Annotated in this window: 18 protein-coding genes and 1 pseudogene; 5 read left to right on the forward strand and 14 right to left on the reverse strand. The window is 39.3% G+C overall.

Translation table 11 applies throughout. From position 1 onward, the window contains the following. Positions 1–119: 119 nt before the first annotated feature. The 4 genes from AC6BKE_RS20435 to AC6BKE_RS20450 form a co-directional block, all read right to left on the reverse strand. On the reverse strand, positions 120–1,163 hold the full coding sequence (locus tag AC6BKE_RS20435) for a phosphotransferase family protein (RefSeq protein WP_330493274.1): 1,044 nt from the start codon (positions 1,161–1,163) through the stop codon (positions 120–122). Between the two features lie 12 nt (positions 1,164–1,175). After that, on the reverse strand, positions 1,176–1,952 hold the full coding sequence (locus AC6BKE_RS20440; RefSeq protein WP_036117118.1) for an SDR family oxidoreductase: 777 nt from the start codon (positions 1,950–1,952) through the stop codon (positions 1,176–1,178). After that, the gene (locus AC6BKE_RS20445) at positions 1,949–3,184 is read right to left on the reverse strand and encodes an acyl-CoA dehydrogenase family protein (protein WP_271910085.1); all 1,236 of its coding nucleotides are present in this window, start codon (positions 3,182–3,184) and stop codon (positions 1,949–1,951) included. Before AC6BKE_RS20445 ends, AC6BKE_RS20440 begins: the two co-directional genes overlap by 4 nt. A 684-nt stretch (positions 3,185–3,868) precedes the next feature. Beyond that, positions 3,869–4,762, reverse strand: a complete 894-nt coding sequence (locus AC6BKE_RS20450; RefSeq protein ID WP_101966727.1) for a LysR family transcriptional regulator — start codon at positions 4,760–4,762, stop codon at positions 3,869–3,871. Between the two features lie 140 nt (positions 4,763–4,902). Between AC6BKE_RS20450 and hutG the strand changes: the two genes are divergently transcribed. Together hutG and gltS are read left to right on the forward strand one after the other, a co-directional pair. After that, positions 4,903–5,868, forward strand: a complete 966-nt coding sequence (gene hutG, locus AC6BKE_RS20455; RefSeq protein WP_101966728.1) for a formimidoylglutamase — start codon at positions 4,903–4,905, stop codon at positions 5,866–5,868. Continuing rightward, the gene (gene gltS / locus AC6BKE_RS20460; RefSeq protein WP_058843652.1) at positions 5,865–7,049 is read left to right on the forward strand and encodes a sodium/glutamate symporter; all 1,185 of its coding nucleotides are present in this window, start codon (positions 5,865–5,867) and stop codon (positions 7,047–7,049) included. The genes hutG and gltS overlap by 4 nt, the downstream gene beginning before the upstream one ends. 51 nt (positions 7,050–7,100) lie before the next feature. On the opposite strand, the gene AC6BKE_RS20465 is transcribed toward gltS, so the two are convergent. The 4 genes and pseudogenes from AC6BKE_RS20465 to AC6BKE_RS20480 form a co-directional block, all read right to left on the reverse strand. Next, on the reverse strand, positions 7,101–8,363 hold the full coding sequence (locus AC6BKE_RS20465) for a polysaccharide deacetylase family protein (protein ID WP_499857877.1): 1,263 nt from the start codon (positions 8,361–8,363) through the stop codon (positions 7,101–7,103). A gap of 474 nt (positions 8,364–8,837) precedes the next feature. Continuing rightward, positions 8,838–9,674, reverse strand: a complete 837-nt coding sequence (locus AC6BKE_RS20470) for a D-alanyl-D-alanine carboxypeptidase family protein (protein ID WP_499857878.1) — start codon at positions 9,672–9,674, stop codon at positions 8,838–8,840. An 88-nt stretch (positions 9,675–9,762) separates the two neighbouring features. Continuing rightward, positions 9,763–10,026, reverse strand: a pseudogene (locus AC6BKE_RS20475) (histidine phosphatase family protein); the annotation flags it as partial. 188 nt (positions 10,027–10,214) lie between these two features. Then, positions 10,215–11,903, reverse strand: coding sequence for an AAA family ATPase (locus tag AC6BKE_RS20480; protein WP_089932690.1), 1,689 nt, complete (start codon positions 11,901–11,903; stop codon positions 10,215–10,217). A gap of 93 nt (positions 11,904–11,996) precedes the next feature. Between AC6BKE_RS20480 and AC6BKE_RS20485 the strand changes: the two genes are divergently transcribed. Next, positions 11,997–12,428: a hypothetical protein gene (locus AC6BKE_RS20485; RefSeq protein WP_036117138.1), complete on the forward strand. Its 432-nt coding sequence runs from the start codon at positions 11,997–11,999 to the stop codon at positions 12,426–12,428. A 33-nt stretch (positions 12,429–12,461) separates the two neighbouring features. Here AC6BKE_RS20485 and AC6BKE_RS20490 read toward each other — a convergent pair whose 3' ends face one another. From AC6BKE_RS20490 to AC6BKE_RS20505, 4 genes are all read right to left on the reverse strand, one after another. Then, complete coding sequence (locus AC6BKE_RS20490) at positions 12,462–13,388, reverse strand: helix-turn-helix transcriptional regulator (RefSeq protein WP_499857880.1); 927 nt, start codon at positions 13,386–13,388, stop codon at positions 12,462–12,464. Positions 13,389–14,095: 707 nt separating this feature from the next. Beyond that, a complete protein-coding gene (locus tag AC6BKE_RS20495; protein ID WP_036117142.1) occupies positions 14,096–14,410 on the reverse strand; it encodes a YbjQ family protein in 315 nt (104 codons plus the stop codon). Positions 14,411–14,412: 2 nt separating this feature from the next. Continuing rightward, positions 14,413–14,901 (reverse strand): nucleoside 2-deoxyribosyltransferase, encoded by a 489-nt coding sequence (locus AC6BKE_RS20500; RefSeq protein WP_330493271.1) that lies wholly within the window; start codon positions 14,899–14,901, stop codon positions 14,413–14,415. Between the two features lie 12 nt (positions 14,902–14,913). Continuing rightward, on the reverse strand, positions 14,914–15,348 hold the full coding sequence (locus AC6BKE_RS20505) for a GNAT family N-acetyltransferase (protein WP_499857882.1): 435 nt from the start codon (positions 15,346–15,348) through the stop codon (positions 14,914–14,916). A gap of 192 nt (positions 15,349–15,540) precedes the next feature. Here AC6BKE_RS20505 and AC6BKE_RS20510 point away from each other — a divergent pair, with 192 nt between their 5' ends. Both AC6BKE_RS20510 and AC6BKE_RS20515 read left to right on the forward strand, forming a co-directional pair. Next, positions 15,541–16,707: an immunity 26/phosphotriesterase HocA family protein gene (locus AC6BKE_RS20510; protein ID WP_499857883.1), complete on the forward strand. Its 1,167-nt coding sequence runs from the start codon at positions 15,541–15,543 to the stop codon at positions 16,705–16,707. 113 nt (positions 16,708–16,820) lie between these two features. Then, positions 16,821–17,855: a YdcF family protein gene (locus AC6BKE_RS20515; RefSeq protein WP_089932684.1), complete on the forward strand. Its 1,035-nt coding sequence runs from the start codon at positions 16,821–16,823 to the stop codon at positions 17,853–17,855. Between the two features lie 61 nt (positions 17,856–17,916). On the opposite strand, the gene AC6BKE_RS20520 is transcribed toward AC6BKE_RS20515, so the two are convergent. Beyond that, positions 17,917–18,384 carry a hypothetical protein gene (locus tag AC6BKE_RS20520; protein WP_036116918.1) on the reverse strand — a complete coding sequence of 156 codons (468 nt, stop codon included), beginning with the start codon at positions 18,382–18,384 and terminating at the stop codon, positions 17,917–17,919. 19 nt (positions 18,385–18,403) lie between these two features. Then, positions 18,404–18,871, reverse strand: a complete 468-nt coding sequence (locus AC6BKE_RS20525) for a DUF4259 domain-containing protein (RefSeq protein ID WP_036116920.1) — start codon at positions 18,869–18,871, stop codon at positions 18,404–18,406. Positions 18,872–19,020 lie beyond the last annotated feature (149 nt).

The raw sequence follows: 19,020 nt of genomic DNA on the forward strand, positions 1-19,020 counted from the left end.
CTATTAAGAAGGGTTGGTGCGAGTAGCTATAAATAATTATATTTTATAATGTCGGATAATCTGTTATTGAGAGCAATAAAAAAACAGTTACTTAGTAAAAAGTAACCGTTTTTTAGAATTTATATCGATTTAGAAGCCTGTTGTATGAGTGCAGCGACCATTTTATCCAACTGAGCAAAGCGGTCGTCCTGTGTTTGCCCCTTAGCATAACGATAATAAATTTGCTGACAAATAACGGCTAATTTGAAATAAGCAAATGTACAGTAATAATGAATAGTCGAAACATCTCGCCCACTTTTCTCCGCATATCGTTCAATAAACTGTTGTCGCGTATAAAAGCCTGGTAAAATGGTTACTGGTGGTTCTCCCAGTGCATATAACAACATTTTCGGGTCATCCGCATGCATCCAGTAGCTCATTGCTACACCGACATCGGCTAATGGGTCCCCTACCGTCGTCATTTCCCAATCAAAAAGGCCAATCATTTCGGCATAGTCCTCAGAAAACATCGCATTATTTAATTTATAGTCATAATGAATAATGGTTGCCTCATTATTGGAAGGAATATGATTTTTTAACCACTCTGTCAAAATAGCTACTTCCGCATGCTCTGCTGTTTTGGCCTTTTCATAGCGCTCTATCCAGCCATGAACTTGTCGTTCCATAAATCCATCAGGCTTCACCATATCCTTTAACGCTGTGTCTTGGTAGGGAATGGCATGAAGCGCCACTAAAGAGTCTACCATCATTTCGGACAACTGACGGGCTAGCTCCTCTGTTGGCTCTGTCCCATTTGGAAAATGCGTATCGAGAACAATACCTTTTTTGCGCTCCATTAAAAAGAAGTCGCTACCAATAACATCTCGATCCTCTACATAGACATATGGCTTTGGAACCGCTGTTAAAAACGGATGCAATGCTGATAAAATTGTAAATTCACGCTTCATATCATGTGCTTTCTTGGCTACTGGTCCAAGCGGTGGACGACGAAGAACGACTTCGAAATCAGCTATTTTTAAACAATACGTTAAATTGGAATGCCCTGCACTAAATTGCGAAATTTCAAGTTCACCCTGTGGTAGCTCAGGAAAATAGCTTGCCAAAAAGGCATGTAATTTGTCCACATCTAAACGCTCACTTGCCCTTACTTGCATCGTATCCATTTTATTCCCTCCCTAAATGATAGAGCTCATGCCCCCATCTACAACAATGACATCACCTGTTACATAGTCTGAAGCTGGTGCTGCTAAAAATAACGCCACACCTTTCAAATCATTTTCTGAGCCTAAACGTTTTAACGGTGTAACGTCCATCAAATAGTCCTGTCCTCGTTCAATTAAAACATTGGACATTTTCGTTGGGAAAAATCCAGGTGCTATCGCATTGACATTGACACCGTGTGGTCCCCATTTAACAGCTAAATCCTTCGTTAAGGTTATAACGGCCCCTTTACTCGCATTATAGGCAATGGTATCCATAAAGGCGGGAAGTGTGCCCCCAAGTCCTGCGATGGAAGCAATATTAATAATTTTGCCGCTTTTCTGCTCCAGCATAATTTTGCCCACTGCTTGGCTCATCAAAAAGGTCCCGTTGACATTGACATCAAATACTTTTTGCCAGGCTTCATAGGGCATATCAATGGCAGGTGTCCCCCATGAAGCACCACTATTATTGACTAAAATATCTATTTTACCGAATGTAGTAATCGTTTTAGCCACCACATTAGCAATATCCTCTGGTTTTGTGACATCACAGGCTAGTGCTAATGTTTGAACACCTAGCTTTTCAAGTGCTATGGCAATCTCCTCACACGCTTCCACTTTTCTTGAGCATAAGACGACATTGGCCCCAGCCTCTGCAAATCCTTGAGCAATTTGCGCTCCGAGTCCCCGTCCCCCACCTGTCACTATCGCTGTTTTACCTTTTAAGCTAAATAACTCTAGGACCGTCATTTCATCAGCTCCTCTTGTTTTTTCGCATGCTTTTTCAATTCTAATTTAGCAATGGTATTACGATGTACTTCATCAGGACCATCTGCTAAACGTAATGTTCGTGAGTTTGCCCATTGTGCAGCAAGCGTCGTATCTGGCCCAACACCAGCCGCACCAAATGCTTGGATGGCTCGGTCAATAACCCTTAGTGCCATATTTGGTGCCACTACCTTAATCATAGCAATTTCAGCTTTAGCCTCTTTATTGCCTACTGTGTCCATCATATAGGCCGCTTTCAATGTTAAAAGTCTTGCTTGCTCAATATCCATACGAGATTCAGCAATACGCTCACGCATTACTCCTTGATCTGCCAACGGTCGATGAAACGCCTGTCGCTCCTGAACACGCACACACATTTCCTCCAATGCGCGCTCCGCAGCACCGATGAGACGCATACAGTGATGAATTCTTCCCGGTCCTAGTCGACCTTGAGCAATGGCAAACCCTTTTCCTTCTCCCCATAAAATATTGTCCACTGGTACACGTACATTGGTAAAGGTAACTTCACCATGTCCTTCTGGTGCATGATCGTAGCCAAAAGCAGTCAGCATACGCTCTACTTTTACCCCTGGTGTATCCATCGGTACGAGAATCATAGACTGTTGCTCATGGATAGGGGCATTTGTATCCTTATGTTTACCCATAAAAATGGCCACTTTACAGCGAGGATCCCCAGCACCTGTCGTCCACCATTTATGGCCATTTAAAATGTATTCATCGCCATCTCGCTCAATGCTCGCCTCTATATTGGTAGCATCACTAGATGCAACAGCGGGCTCCGTCATCGCAAAGCATGACCGTATTTCTCCTCGTAACAATGGTTCAAGCCATTGCTTTTTTTGTTGTGCTGAGCCATAACGTACAAGCACTTCCATATTTCCAGTATCTGGTGCATTACAATTAAACACTTCTGGTGCCAGTAGTGAACGTCCCATAATTTCACATAAAGGGGCGTATTCTAAATTGCTTAATCCTGCTCCATATTCACTATCTGGCAAAAATAAATTCCACAATCCCGCCTGTTGTGCCTTCTGTTTCAATTCCTCCATAATGGGTGGAATCGCTCCCCAACGATCCTCCATAGCCTCTACCTGCGCTGCATAAACAGCCTCATTTGGATAAATGTATTGCTCCATAAAATTCGTTAGCTTGTCCTGTAACTTCACAACTTTTTCACTATAAGAAAAATTCATTGGAAGATACCCCCTTTGCTTGAACTTTAAAAATGAATGAAAATTCATTTTCATCGTGTTGAAAAACAAAACCATCCATAGCATTTTTGTGAAAGGTGAAAATGGATTTCCGTTGCAGGCTACTTGCTTTCCTGTCGGCGAGCGCCGAGCCGCTTCCGCTCCGTTTAGAGGCTCGCCTGTCTCACTATCCCCCTTCCACTCCAATTCATATAAATGTTTCTTTTTAGCAAGGTTTTCAACTAAAGTGAAGTTATTCACTACCCTTTATGGAGATGTGTTGTCACTTACCACTTCTTCACATTGAAAATAAAGGGCTCTTTTGTTCACTACGGCTCGTATGAAAGAGAAGGAAAAGACACTTTTACCACATGGTTGATTGGATTGGAGTGGAGTGGAGCTAGCGTCACTAACGTCACAGGTGAGACCCTAGAGAGAACGCAGTGAGTGAAGCGGCTCATCGGACGCCCCCCTGGAAAGGACGCTGGCGGAACGGAAATCACCCCCTCGCCTTGCCAAAAAGTCTTTTTCTGCTATTGCCATGATCTTATTTCAACAACATAAAATGAATGAATATTCATTTTCATTCTTACATTAAATGTTACCGCTATTTTTCTAGTAAAGCAATGTTCTATTATGAATTTTCTAATAAAACAGAAAAAACATGACTTAAGGATTGCTTGCAAGTTATAGCATCTTATTTTCAAAAGAATGCAAAATATCTTTCAATAATTGTCGGATAGCCAATGGTAAATGACGATTTTTTAAAGATACTAAATAAACATTGCGACTTAAATTTGCACCTTCAATCTCTTTTTTTACAATGGTTTTGGCTGTTGGTCCTTGCAAATAGTTTTCAGGTAATATCGTTATCCCTAACTGTTCACGCACTAGTGAGACAGCCGTTTCAAAACGTTCGATTTCAAATTGTATGTTGATGTTTTTCCCAGCCTTTTCAAACATCGTTAAAATATCGTGTCTTGTTTGAAAGCCCTCGGTACTAATAATAAATGGCTCTTCACTAATATCCGAGATGGTTAAAGTCTCTTTCCTGGCTAACGGATGGTGTAAGGGTAACACTGCAACCAACCTCTCTTCATATAAGGTTTGGACTTCCAACTCTGGATCATCCATTAACTGATTCGTTATGATTAAATGGGTTTTATAGCTTTTTAACGATTTCTTCACACGTTTACTGCCTAAAATATCGACTAAATGAATCTTCATTTGTGGATAATCCTTTTTATAGTTAGCGATTACTTTAGGCAACCAATGCTTGATCGATTCCATAACACCAATGGTGATGTCCCTCGTGCCATGAACAATGACTTCATCCATTTCAATTTTCAATACTTCCATATTTTTCACAATAACTTTTGCCCGTTCAAAAAGTAGCTCTCCAGCTTCTGTTAATTGCAGATTTCTAGTATTTCTCTCCAATAAGGGGGAACCAATCTCTTGTTCTAATTTTTTGATAGCATTACTTAAGGAAGGCTGCGAAATATGCAGTCTTTCTGCGGCTTTCGAGAAATTCCTTTGTTCTGAAACAGCAATAAAATAGTGTAGTTGTTTAATATCCACTTATATAATCCTCCTTCATTTATAGTTAAAAGCTATAAGTTAATATTAATTATATATTAGTAATTATAATTATGTGAATATATAATGAATTACAACAATACTTTTTCTACAATAATTTTAACAATGGGGTGAATAGGATTATGTACACACTGACAGATCAAAAACAATGGAAAGGCCGTATAGATTCAACGACAAATACAAGCAGTTTTCGTTTACATCAACAAGTAAAAAGATTAGCGATTAATGATGTAAGCGCTTCAGATAAGAAAAGGGCTGCACTCGTTGGTTTTATTTGCGATGAAGGGGTACGTCGAAATCAAGGTCGTCTAGGAGCAGCCAATGGACCGAACGCACTACGGGAAGGACTAGCTAGTTTACCGTGGACATTTGAAGATGATCAACAAATCATTGATGTTGGCAACATCGTTTGTCTTAATCATAATTTAGAGGAAGCGCAGCGTGAGCTTGGTGAAATTGTCGGAACAGTATTGCAAAAAAAATGTCCATGTATTGTGCTTGGCGGCGGTCATGAAACACTTTATGGCCATTATTTAGGTGTTCGCTCAGCATTATCAAAGGATGCTAAAATCGGCATTATTAATATAGATGCTCATTTTGATTTACGACCATACGATGAACAGCCTTCTTCTGGTACTATGTTCCGTCAAATTTTAGAACAGGATCCATATGCTGATTATTTTGTTGTCGGTATTCAACGCTATGGCAATACAAGAGAACTATTCGAAAAAGCGGATGAATTACAGGTAAAGTATGTGTTTGAAGATCACATGACAGTAGCCAACCAACAGCAATTATTGGATGAGCTACAACACTATATGGATCAACATGATTATGTTCTTTTAACCTTATGTATGGATGTCTTGAATGCAGCGTTTGCTCCAGGTGTAAGTGCACCTTCACCGTTTGGGCTTGACCCATCAACGGTACGCACGATCCTACAAAAAGTCACTGCACATCCTCATACACATTCATTTGATGTTTGTGAGGTCAATCCGTTATTAGATGAAAATGGACGAACGGTTAAATTAGGTGCTTATTTTGTGTATGAAGCACTGAACAACTTACTTAGGGGGCAAGGCTCATGATCGAAATTAATCAAATAACAACGGTGTTTTTAGCCGTCGCACTCTTTGCATTGGGAAGCTTTCTTATTAATAAAATTGGATTTTTAAAGCGATTTTGTATTCCAGCTCCAGTGGTAGGTGGTTTATTGTTCGCTGCTCTCGCTACCATCTTAAAAACAACTGGTGTTCTAGAAATATCGCTCGATACGTCCTTGCAAAGCTTATTTATGATTACGTTCTTCACAACGATAGGCTTAGGGGCAAGCTTTAAATTAGTGAGACTCGGAGGAAAATTATTAGTTATTTATTGGCTAGCCTGTGGCTTCCTTGCTTTAATGCAAAATGTCATTGGGGTATCACTTGCCTCCCTCATGGGGATTCATCCTTTAATCGGAATGATGGCTGGTGCTGTTTCCATGGAAGGTGGTCATGGGGCTGCTGCCGCATTTGGACAAACATTAGAAGATTTGGGCATTTCCTCAGCCATGACGATTGGGGCTGCTGCCGCAACTTGTGGTCTAGTTGCTGGTGGATTAATTGGTGGTCCGATTGTCAAATATTTAGTCGGTAAATACAATTTAACACCTGATGAACAAGAAGCTGAAGCAGTCGAATATGAAAATAAACACGAACAAATTACATCTGACTCGTTCTTTACACAAGTCTTATTGATTACGTTCAGCATGGCTGTCGGCACATATGTTGGGACATTATTCTCAGAAGCAACAGGCTTCGTCCTACCAGGCTATGTAGGCGCAATGTTTGTGGCTGTATTAGTACGTAATATTATGGATAAAGTTAAACCTCAAGCAATTAATATGAAAAGCATTTCATTAATTGGGGATGTAACATTAGGCGTGTTCCTTTCAATGGCATTAATGAGTATCAAATTATGGGAAATTGCTGATTTAGCGCTACCATTATTCATCATCGTTTTTGTGCAAGTATTCTTTATTGTCGTATTTAGTATCTTCGTTTTGTTTAAGCTACTCGGCAAAAACTACGATGCAGCTGTGATGGTAGCTGGTTTTGCAGGACATGGTTTAGGGGCAACGCCAAATGCTATGGCAAATATGTCAGCTGTTGTGCAACGCTTCGGACCTTCTCAAAAAGCCTTTCTTGTTGTACCAATTGTCGGCGCCTTTTTAATCGACGTGTTTGGGATTCCTATTATTATTACAACCATTAATTTATTTAAATAAAAGGAGCTGTGCAGTGGTCTCTAGAAGACAATTGCACAGCTTTTCTATTATTTATTGTAATATCTCACTCACTGTAACAAATTCATAGCCTTGTTTCTGTAAATAAAGAATGACATTTTCTAAACCATTCGCTGTCGTTTGATGAATATCATGCATTAAAATGATACTGCCATCTTTTACAGAGGCTTTCACATACGCTAAAATTTTATCCGCATTATGATGTTTCCAATCTAGTGTATCAATCGACCATAAAATCGAAGGGATCGTCATGAACGAGCGCACTTGATCATTTGTCGCCCCATACGGTGGACGGAAAACGGTTGGGTATTGGCCAATGGCTGTATAAATCGCATTACTTGTGCCATTGACTTCTTGTTTAACCTCCGCTATGGATAAAGCCGTTAATTTTTTGTGATTCAAGGTATGGTTGCCAATTTCATGCCCAGCCTCATAGACTTGCTTGACGATAGCAGCATTTCTTGACACATTTTTTCCTACCATAAAGAATGTAGCCTTCGCATCGTATTTATTTAAAGTCGCCAATATTTGCGGTGTTACCTTGGCGTTAGGCCCATCATCAAATGTTAAAGCTACACGTTTTTTAGCACCCTTCACTACTGGCACACCTTTATTATACACTTTATTATCGGTTAGCTGAATATTGGCTAGCTCAGAAGCTTTGACATACCCTTTTTGGTCGCCCGCTTCTACATAGGCCCAGCCTGCAAGCGTTATGTAATACTGGACAGCTGTATTATTGGCAAGTGTACCAAGAACTTCTCCATGCGGGCTAGCAGTTAAACGTAATTCAGCACCAGCCACAGCGTTGATTCGTTTCTTCGTTGGAACAGGTTTTTTTAAAGCATTTGTTGCCACATATCCTATATCCTGCCCATATTGGACGAAAGACCAGCCTCCAGGTGCTGTGCCATACACATAAATCATGCGTCCTTCATAAAGCGATCCTGCCTGCTGTGCATTTTGGCTTGGCGCAGTAAATAGCGTCGCACCACCCTTTTGAATGACTAAATAGCCGACAGATTTCAACTTGACTAAAACATCAGATGGCACAAAGCCTGCCTGCTCTAGCGTTTGAATATGTGTCCACCCTTTGCTTGCTTGCGTCACTGTGACAAAATGCCCCTTCGCCAGTTCCCCCATCTCATTGCTAGTTGTGGAAGGCTTTTCATAAATGACCGTATCCTTCATCACTTTTTGAATTACCACTGGCCCTTCAGCACTTGCTGACAATTGCCCAGCAAATAAACACATCATCAATGTCAACACGATTGCATAGGGTAAAAATTTTGTCATTGTTCTTCACCGTCCTTAGATGTCTTCCCATGTCATTTGCTAAAAAAATGCTAAGAATTAACTATCATTATAGAGTAACCATTCAGACCAGAAAATAGTAGTAATCGACTAGATTCCATCTTCCAAGACCCTTCACATCTGTATAATATTAACCTTACTACATTTCTCCTTCCCTTTTTTCTATAAAACTATGCGTAGATTATGATAATGACATGTTGAGCCCTCCTTTTTGTGGAGTGATTGAGTGGCTCGCTCCTATTTTGGAGCGAATTCCCCAGAGCTTCCCCAACCATGAGAGCATCTTCCCCGCATCAATAAGCAAAGGGCTACAAAAAGTAATCGTTTTGCTTGATCCAGGAGAGACTTCCCTCAAAAATGGATTACCTAGCACCATCACAAAACAAGAAATGTCTCCCTTTCAAATAAGACGTTGGAAACGATGAAAAAGTTGAGATGTTTTCATCTTTTTTCCACTTACAGGGCATCATAGGCAGTTAAAGCATCTTCGATATGAGGGGGTGGCGTCCAAACATAGGTCGGGGCATTGGTTGTAATGAAAAGAAATGATTTTCCTTCTTTTTCGATAATGGACGCCAGACAGAGCCCTGCTTCTGGTGTATATCCTGTTTTCCCTCCTAGTATGGGGCCATCTACACTAGGCACTTTTGTAAACAACGAGTTTGTGATAATTAATTCATTAGGCACATGGGTTGTATAGCTTTTCGAGGTAAATATTTGATAAAAGATAGGGTTTTCTAACGCGTAGCGTAGAAGCTTACTGATATCCCGCACGCTAGATACATGTGCCTCATCATGTAGGCCACTGGTATTAACAAAATGTGTATCATGCATGCCTAATTCCTGCGCCTTGTTATTCATCAAAGTGACGAATTTGTCCTCACTGCCTGCGATAGCATCTGCAAGAGTTCCTGTTGCATCGGCACCTGAGGCAAGGAGTGTGCCATATAATAAATCCTCCATTGTAACAAAGTCTCCTGCTTGAAAGCCTGCCATCGAAGCATTTTGGGCCGTATAGTTGGCAATCGTTTGAGGTTCTACAATTGTTTGCCTTTGTAAATCCTCTGTCATCTCTATGGCAACGATGGCTGTCATAATCTTGGTTAAGGAAGCTGGATAAATAATAGCATCTGCATTTTTTTCGTATAATACTTCGCCTTGTTCATTGAGCAATAAAGCATTATGACTATGTAATGATGGCAGTTCTAGCTGAGCGCGTTCATATATTTTGTTTGTATAATAAAATAAGAAAACCACGATACAAATACAACAACATAACATCCATTTTTTCATAAAAAAACGCCTCCTACACATTATAATAGGTGGCATTTCTGAATATTCCTTGAGAACAATGTGATGAACTCAAATATCTTTATATGTACTAATCATCTTCGATATTAGAACAAATTCTTGAGATTTCTTTATTGGTTAACTTGAATAATACATCTTGAGAAACCTCTAACTTGAGTGCCTCTTCTTTATTAAGTCCTGCATAGACACCCTGTAAAATTCGGCCAGTCGGACCATGCGAGACAGTAATCACTTTTGGGAATTGTTGAATCCCGTCAAGCCAAGATGTTAGTCTGCGCACAACAGTCTCATCACTTTCTCCATCCGGTGCACGAAAATACCAATTAAAGGCATCCGTGTTCGTTAACGATAGCGTATATTTTGTATTATATTACCATATCAAGCATAACTCATTAACTTTTATTGTTTTTATGGACATTTATATGATTATTTACTGTAACATGAATCGTTATTATCCGTGGTAAAATACAAGCACACACTAAAATAATGGCAAACCATTTTTTCATTCGTCTACTCCTTATCTTAAAAAGTGTTATCAAATAGCTTTTCTGATAGGCCCTGTAAAATATCTTGCTCCTCAAAAGTCATCAATTCTTCTTTCGAGATTGTTGCCTGTTGAATCAATCGGTTTGATTGGATCGTCACCAATTTTTCAAACAGGTTTCGAATATAGCGACCATTCGAGAAATTAGGAATTGTTTCAATTGGCATTTGGCGTAGCTGCACTTTCATATGTTGGGCAAATGCTTCTCCGAATTGATAATCATTCGTTTGACAAAGCATAGCAAAAATAGCAAAGAGTTCATCGGTGCTAAAATTATCGAACTGGACAAAATGATTAAAGCGAGATTTAAAGCCTGGATTCGCTTGTAAAAACTCCTCCATAAGCTCTGTATACCCAGCAACGATAATTACTAAGTCATCACGTAGATCCTCCATTGCTTTTAATAAACTGTCAATCGCTTCCTTACCAAATGCATCCTGTTTATCATGAATTAATGAGTAGGCTTCATCAATAAAGAGAACCCCACCCTTTGCTTTGTTAACAACTTCCTGAACCTTGAGTGCTGTTTGCCCTACATATCCAGCGACCAATCCTGCGCGATCTGTTTCAACAAAATGTCCGCTTGATAACACGCCAAGATGCTTGTAGATTTGGCCAATAATGCGTGCCACTGTTGTTTTACCTGTCCCTGGATTGCCTGAGAAAACAAGATGATACGTAATTGGAAAGCTTGTTAATCCATGATCGACACGCAGGCTTTGGATTTTAATGAAGTTTATTAAATTATGTAATTCTTTTTTTGCGTTCGGCAATCCTACAAGACTGTCCAATTGCTTTTGTAGTTTAGTAATCTCCTGTTCGATTTCAGGTGTAATGCGCAATCGTTCATCATTGATAAATTCACCACTGTAAATGATTTTGCCATCTTCATTAAAATAATCGCCTCGTCCATGTTTTTTGCCATGAACCAATTCCCCTCTATAGGAAGCCTGTCCATTGGCATAATAAAGCGTTCCATGCCCTGTCATCTTATCTTCTTTAAACTGTCCTTCCGCTTCCAGCATACCCTGCCTAGAAAAAACTTTCCCTTTGCCATGTTTCAGATCTTCAAAGAAATGACCCTCATAGTGGCATGTTGTGACACCACGGGCAAGCTCTTCAGCCGTTGGTGATTCTGTCGGATAATAGAGCTTACCAGCCCCTTGCATATGATGCCAAATAAAATCACCCTCATATTGTAAAAACCCATTTGGATAATACTGCTTGCCTTTTCCTTTTTTCATGCCATGTACAAAATCACCCTCATACTGTGGCTGATTTAAATGAGGATATTGTGCCCGCAATGCTTGATAAGGAGCCGTCACATCCTCTTCATAATATAAGATGCCATAGCCATCCATTAAATCATTGCGAAAATGACCCTCATAATGCTTTTGACCATCCTTATATAAAATGCCATGACCCTGTTTTTTATTTTGAATGAATTCTCCCTGATAAATAAGTTGCCCTTTTAAATACATGATGCCATTGCCTTGCTTCATATGATTGACGAATTCCCCCTCGAATAAGAGCTCGCCATCTTGATCAAAAAGCATGCCTTTCCCATCATAGATATCATGGCCAAAATCATTTTTTTTGACGCCGCCTCGATACATAATAGTTCTATCTGGATAAAATAGTTCTTTTTCTGCATAATTATATGTCATTTTATTGCCTTCCTTTATCATTTCAGTATATGCTCAATTATAGCGTGGAAAAGAATACATATGTGCGAATTTTTAGAATTTAAGGAGACGAGTATGAAAAAAAGATACAAACTACTTCTAGGCATTTTACTACCATTACTTATTCTGTATATCTCAACGATGCTACTAACAAGGGACACCGATTTTACAACAGAGGTAACAGAGCGTCTCGATTTGAAGGAAATTCATGAAATTGAAGTCATTCGTTCTTCGGATGAAAAAACGATCATGCTTACAAATAAAGCAGAAATCGACCAAATAATGCAGCCATTAAAAGACCTGCCATTAAAAAAAGTATGGTTTGCTAAATCCGATTTTAAAGAAGCTTATTGGCTGACGTTATCGATCAATGATGACAGGGAAATCGGTTTACGTATAGATGATAATCACCATTTATTCGTTTATTTATATGAAGAAAATTATATGAAAGATTACAAGCTCAATCATGATGTCGATTTGACATTCATTGAACAACTTTTTCAGTAATAGTAAAACCCGTGCTTAAAATTGCGCGGGTTTTTAAATACAATGATAATTTTGCTGCATTGCCTGTATAGTTTCTATCATCTCTTCTCTCAGCTCGATTGGCTCCAATATCTCTAGATCTGCTCCCTGACTTAAAAACCACATATTGATGTCGTTTCCAAACACATTTGCTTCAAATAAGTAGGCATGATCATTTTGCGATACGAGCTTGGCTGTCGGAAATCGATTGAAAACAGTTTGGGGGTACTTTCCTCTATAGAGAAATCGTATAGGCTCACTAACATCAATCAATGGCTGATCCTTGTGGAGCTCACCTATTTGAAATGTTTTATCCTGTTCACGAAGATGCTGAATACGATCCATTCGGTAAACAGTTGGACTATCTTGATTATCTGCTAGAACATAAAAATAGGGTGCTGAAAAGATCACAGCTAGAGGCTTCACCATCTTTTCGGTGGAGATACTTTCTCCCTCAGCTACATAATCAATTGTCATGACCTTGTTCTTTTGAATGGCTTCTGAAATGCTCCAAATGAATGGTACTAAGGATTGGTTATGTTGTACATCTACCTCTACCGATTTTTCCTTTAATAGTATTTGAGCATCCTGATTTGCTGCCACAATAGAAATAAGCTTCTCCAACAGTTCATTCATCTCAGTCTTACTAAATGCTCTTGATTGAATTAGTATTTTAATAATAACTAATACTTGTTCTTTAGATAAACGATGATGATCTGTTTGTATTAGTTTATATACTTTTTCTGTACGGACATATTGTAAGCGGCAATTGAGTTTAACCTTTCTCAGATATGTACGAATTTCGTCGATATCCCGTTGTATGGTTTTTTCACCAACCTGATGTGTCAATGCTTCCTGCTTCTTGTTGATTCCTTGGCCATCCATCAATCGATCAAATATCGAAAGAACACGATAGCCTTTGCTTTGTTGTGAATCTACCATATATCCCACTCTTTCTTCTATCATGCCCAACAGATTCTAAGTTGGGCATCATTAACCTTTACTACCATAACCATTATACCTTATCTGTATAATAGGTATTATACGCATCTTATAATAAAACATCATTAAAGCAGCACAATAGACTGTATTTCTAACATAATTAACTAAAATTTTACAATAAATTCGATAAACGCAGCATTTTTGCAATAAAATAAAGTAAAGCCATTGATTTCCGCTACAGGCGCAGTCAAGCTATTTCCCTCCGCTTCGCTTTCGCACAGAAAACATCCTCTCAGTCCAGAATCTCAACTTCCGCTTCTCCCGCAGAAGTCAGCGCTCTTCATTCCATCAGCTTCTAGATAAAGAACTCCAACTACATATGTTGATGAAAAGCAAGCGTTTGAGGTGACCAAGCCTATTATAATGTACAGAAAGTAAGAACTCATTCAACTTCCTATTTGGGAATTCTATGTGAAGGAAGCTGAACATTTACGATAGTTCTATAACATCAAACAAATCAAAGAAACCATTGAGCATGGTTTTACGGATGCGATGGGTAACTTTAAGTGGTCTAAAAAAATGTTCATGCAAGCGCTCCTTTGGTAATAGTTTACCAAATATTGAATATGAAAGAGAGAAAAAAATGACAAAAGCCATCGAGAGCATATCAAACTTCTCGATGGCTTCTATCCCCCAGTCTGAAACTGTTATTTAAATCTCACAGCCGTTCCATATACCAACACTTCTGATGTGCCATCCATTACAGATGAAGTCGCATAACGGACACCCACAATGGCATCTGCTCCCATTTGTTGGGCTTCCTCTATCATTGCCTGTGTGGCGATTTCACGAGAACGCACAAGCATCTCAGCATACTCTTTCATCTCGCCACCCACAATATTACGAAGACCAGCTATCATGTCTCGACCGATGTTTCTTGATTGAACAGAATTTCCTCGCACTAGTCCTAAAGTGTCGATAATGTCTTTTCCTGCTATCACGTCTGATGTAGCTAACAGCATGATTATGCCTCCTCGTTGTTCAATTTTTGTACGGCTTCCACAGCCTCTTCAATGGAAGACGTTATAACGCCATTACGTTTAATTAACCCCACAACAAATAGATTACGATAAACGAACTGATTCTCTAGCCCATCTCGGATTAGCGCCTCTATTTTTTGCATATTGTCTCGTCCTTGCTGACGAACATCTGTCAGTACACCAATAATAGGACGATTCAGCATAGAGAACGCACCAATTTCAGCGGCCACACCTGAATCAATTTCAACCCCATCCAATACAGCTATCAATACATCACTATTTTGCAGCATTTCTAAATCTGCGTGGGCAATGGCTAAGCTATCTGCATAGGCTGATTTATCATTGATAGCATCGTTTTCCTGTGGTACGTATAAAGCGATGTCTGGCACGGCCTCCCGAATAGCTGCTGCCAATTGCTCATTGACGAAGCGATCTCCTAAAGAAAATAATCCGTTTGCTAAATATGCTTTCATGTTTAAAACTCCTTAATCGAATGTTTTTTCAAATATAATTTTATGTCTTCCTTTTTCATCAAGAAATGTTGAAACCATATCAAAGCCATGTTTGAGATTGGTAATGAGCATGGCTTTGCGTGTATTTCTACCATATGTACGAACTTTTTGAAATCCTACTTCCTGAATAGCCGCATGCTGCGCCTTCATTAATTGACTAGCAATACCTCGCTCCCGCATTGTCACATGAACACCACCCAACCAACTATAAAAAACACCATCTGGATGTGGATAGCCCAGTTTAAAGCCGAATAGCGCCTCATCTTCAACTGCCAATAAACAAAGAAGACCTTCTTTCTTTTCTAGCTTTTCGACTGGCAGTTTGGCACCGTCAAAGACGTGAGCATGAATTTCCTGTAATGCCTCAAGCCAAGCATAGGGTATGCCTTCAATCGTCAAAATATGCATGTTCATCACCTCTGTCTGTCATTATAACAGTTCTATAGCCTGATGAAAAAGGCGGCCTTCTGCTCCGAAAGCAATCGTTGCTATCACATAAAAGCAACTATTTTAACCATTTTTCACCCATCCTATTTTCGTCATCCGTCAAATTCAGTATACTTGACCCACATAACAAACATACGTAAGGAGGAAGTCTTATTGACATTATTTACTAGTTGGCTAACAAATTCACTACGCCCTTATTTCGGTCTACATATGCTAGAAAATCATTGGGACACACATCAAATTCGAGAAGATTACTTTATTTGCTTCGAGGGGGATGTGATTAAAAAAAGAATTTTCGTTAATGAGCATAGCTACCAGGAAGCTGATGTGGACATTTTAACACGTAATCGTGAAATGATTGTCCCACAAACCGCACGTGGAAAGGAAAAGAAATTAAATTACACAACGATTTCTGCCGTGAAAGCAACAGGTGTTATTTTTTCTGCTGGTCTAGGCAATGAACACCAGCCATCAAGCTATATTACAGCTCGCAATGCAAAAACATATTATCAGCTTCCGCTTACAGGTTTTGAGCATTTAACGACTAAGTCGGCGATCATGGATTGGCTACTGCAATTTCCGACTCAGCTTCCTACAGATTACGCAGACAAGCTAAAAAAGCTGACAAAGATGAAAAGTTTACGTTATAAGGCTATACCAGGCGATATTTTTCGTGTAGAGATTGATCTATTCGTCAACGGCTATGTGCTGGTTATTGGCGATTTACGGCAAATGCAAAAAGATCAGTTATTTGCAGAAGATAGTATTTGGCATAATGTGATGACTATGCCTTTATTTATTCGCCCTTATCTGTTGACCACGACAGAGCGTTTGCCTTCTCTTGAGGAAATTACCGCTGCTCCATTAGCTTCCCAAACACAAATCGTCATGGACGACTATTTTATGAGGGGCTGCTATGAAAAACTTGGTCATAAAACGTTAACAGAAGACGATATTTTATTCCCTCTAGGTTACGGACAGACTCTCCACTATGGGAAGGAGCCTCGTTACCGTCTTTCATGGGGCACAGGAACGATTAGCAAGCCAGCATCTATCACTACATTTCAAACAGGCAATCGTTTTACAAACCATGGTGTCTCTGCAGGCGTTGCAACTGATTGGTTGAAATCAGAGGAAGAAAATGTATCTAGATCACTGGCTCATCCGTACTATCATAAAGAACATCAACAGGCATTCGCTGAATTTGGCTTACCAGCAGATATTACTTATGATGAATTTAATCGTCAAACTGGCGGATTAACGCGTCATGAATATCTTCATTATCTCCATAAATCCGAAAATCGCTCACACAAAAAATAGAGGTAGTATCGTCAGGCTCCCTCTTGTCATTTTGTCGATGGTTGATTTCGCCCAATTATGACTTATAATATAAAGATATCATCAACCACTCCATCACTAGAGGTGCATTTTGTATGTATTTTGGCATTATTCCACTCATTCTTTTTGTCATTTTTCTCATTTCTTATTTAAAAGACCCAAGAAAAATGATCAATGGACTATTATTTAATCTATTTATTTGTTCTTTTCTGTTATTCTGCGTCATCGCATCTTTAGCATCTGACCATTACTTTTTAAGGCTCATTGTTATTATCCCTTTTATTGCCCTATTTATCTTGATTCCTTTTGGCATTCTTGCCTTAATGTTTGGTTTATTTTTAAATGCGAGAGTATTGATGAAGCGAGAAGGTCGACGTTTGGCCAATTCTTTAACATTACTGGTCGCCATAGGCATATTGCTATTTATCCTATTACCAATTATCTATCCAGCGAGTGTGTTTTCAATCCACCTCCAACCGATCTTCGGTGGGATCTCGCTGATCACGTTTTATTTCTTTATCCATTTATCTAATTTTTTGTCCGCCTATTTTCTTTATCAATTCAATCGACCAAAGCTGAATCAAGATTTTATCATCGTGCTAGGAAGTGGCTTGATCAATGACAAAGTACCGCCGCTGTTAGCTAGTAGAATTCAAAAAGCAATGGATTTCTACCATAAGCAAGCAGCTGTTACTACGCCACCGACCATTATTTTCTCTGGTGGACAAGGTCCTGACGAGAATCTACCTGAAGCTGAAGCAATGCAACGATATGCGATTGAAAAAGGCATTCCAATTGAGCATACTTTACAGGAGAACCGCTCTGTCAATACCTATCAAAATATGTTATTTTCTAAACAACTGATGGATGATCGGAAACAAGGTAAGGACTATAACAGTATTTTTACGACGAATAACTTCCACCTATTTCGCGCTGGTATTTATGCAAGACTTGCGGGCTTGAATAGTCAAGGCATAGGATCAAAGACAGCCTTTTATTATTGGCCAAATGCCATGATTCGTGAGTATGTGGCGATTGTTGTGATGGGACGAAAACGACATATGAAAATGATTGGACCTATTGTTGGCATTTCCATCATCTTATCTTTATTTAGTTTTTTCTTTGTATAATGTCTTTCATATGGATTCGCGCACTTTCTATAGGAAGTGTCACGAATCCTTTTATGATTGGTCACACCATATAGTTCTTCATTTTTTGCTCAAATACCGTCTCGTAGTAGTATTTACGAGGATAGCTTTGTTCCTGCAGTACCTGATAGAGAATAGATTGACCTTCCTCGTAGCGAATGCCCTCATCACAATTGTCAAATAGTTTCCGAGATAACTGTCTTACTAGACAAACATCCTTCGCTGCCACCCTCCAACCAAATCGAATTAAATCCTGCTGATCTAGTGGATCACGATAAGTATCAAGTACAATACAGGCATGCGGCAGATGCTTATTAGCAAATACTAAAACATGCCCTGTATGAATGGACTGATCAAAAAAACGTTCGTAAATTTCTTTTATTGGCACTTGGATATTAAGCACATCCATAATGGCTTGCAATGTTGGCTGAGGAATATAATGATCATTTTCCTCATCTGGATAGTCAAGCAATTCCATGATGGAAGCCATTATCCAAAAATCATAGGTCACTTCCAATGACCTCCCTTTTTTATTGCTGCAAACAGCTGATTTCTTGTTCAATCCTTTGTATAAGATAGGCTAGATTCGACTGCCATTCTAACCAACTCTCGGACTCTCTCCATAGTTCTGTCATTTCTCTCCCTCCATGCTGATCAGGCTTTTCATCTTGAATGTCCTTTAGATACTGTAAAATAAATGTCAAAGAGTCTTCATTTGCTGTCCAGTGCACTTGTACATTCTTACTTTCGTAACCATAAATTTGACCTGTATCAAGATATTGGCAATAAAGCTCTGCCAGTGCCATAGCGCTAATATCGTAGAAAAAATCGATATCCTCAAAGTTGTCTCCAAAAAAGCCTTTATTTTTCATCATCTGGACAATGCTCCACAAGGTAATCTGACTCGATTCTTTGTGATGCTTCATAAAATCTTGTAAAAAGCCCACTACATCCAAACCTTCGTCACTTTCCAATGCTTTGTATCCCCATGCACCCATTTCCCTACACTTCTCCCTTCATCTATCTAATTAAAGCTTTTCGCAACCATTTGTATTTAAAATTAGCACACCATCAGCGCACATTACTAGGGGGCGTCTCCCAATGAACATGTCAACAGCAAACGATCAAATTAGAAGCATGCTAGAGC

Source organism: Lysinibacillus sp. COL-1 (assembly GCF_059814265.1).

What these genes read in the sequence shown, in the direction of transcription:
- AC6BKE_RS20445 (WP_271910085.1), bottom strand. Translation starts at nt 3,184, where the DNA reads ATGAATTTTTCTTATAGTGAAAAAGTTGTGAAGTTACAGGACAAGCTA.
- AC6BKE_RS20470 (WP_499857878.1), bottom strand. Translation starts at nt 9,674, where the DNA reads ATGAAAAAATGGATGTTATGTTGTTGTATTTGTATCGTGGTTTTCTTA.
- AC6BKE_RS20435 (WP_330493274.1), bottom strand. Translation starts at nt 1,163, where the DNA reads ATGGATACGATGCAAGTAAGGGCAAGTGAGCGTTTAGATGTGGACAAA.
- AC6BKE_RS20525 (WP_036116920.1), bottom strand. Translation starts at nt 18,871, where the DNA reads ATGGGTGCATGGGGATACAAAGCATTGGAAAGTGACGAAGGTTTGGAT.
- AC6BKE_RS20490 (WP_499857880.1), bottom strand. Translation starts at nt 13,388, where the DNA reads ATGGTAGATTCACAACAAAGCAAAGGCTATCGTGTTCTTTCGATATTT.
- AC6BKE_RS20485 (WP_036117138.1), top strand. Translation starts at nt 11,997, where the DNA reads ATGAAAAAAAGATACAAACTACTTCTAGGCATTTTACTACCATTACTT.
- gltS (WP_058843652.1), top strand. Translation starts at nt 5,865, where the DNA reads ATGATCGAAATTAATCAAATAACAACGGTGTTTTTAGCCGTCGCACTC.
- AC6BKE_RS20495 (WP_036117142.1), bottom strand. Translation starts at nt 14,410, where the DNA reads ATGCTGTTAGCTACATCAGACGTGATAGCAGGAAAAGACATTATCGAC.
- AC6BKE_RS20465 (WP_499857877.1), bottom strand. Translation starts at nt 8,363, where the DNA reads ATGACAAAATTTTTACCCTATGCAATCGTGTTGACATTGATGATGTGT.
- AC6BKE_RS20440 (WP_036117118.1), bottom strand. Translation starts at nt 1,952, where the DNA reads ATGACGGTCCTAGAGTTATTTAGCTTAAAAGGTAAAACAGCGATAGTG.
- AC6BKE_RS20505 (WP_499857882.1), bottom strand. Translation starts at nt 15,348, where the DNA reads ATGCATATTTTGACGATTGAAGGCATACCCTATGCTTGGCTTGAGGCA.
- hutG (WP_101966728.1), top strand. Translation starts at nt 4,903, where the DNA reads ATGTACACACTGACAGATCAAAAACAATGGAAAGGCCGTATAGATTCA.
- AC6BKE_RS20515 (WP_089932684.1), top strand. Translation starts at nt 16,821, where the DNA reads ATGTATTTTGGCATTATTCCACTCATTCTTTTTGTCATTTTTCTCATT.
- AC6BKE_RS20480 (WP_089932690.1), bottom strand. Translation starts at nt 11,903, where the DNA reads ATGACATATAATTATGCAGAAAAAGAACTATTTTATCCAGATAGAACT.
- AC6BKE_RS20500 (WP_330493271.1), bottom strand. Translation starts at nt 14,901, where the DNA reads ATGAAAGCATATTTAGCAAACGGATTATTTTCTTTAGGAGATCGCTTC.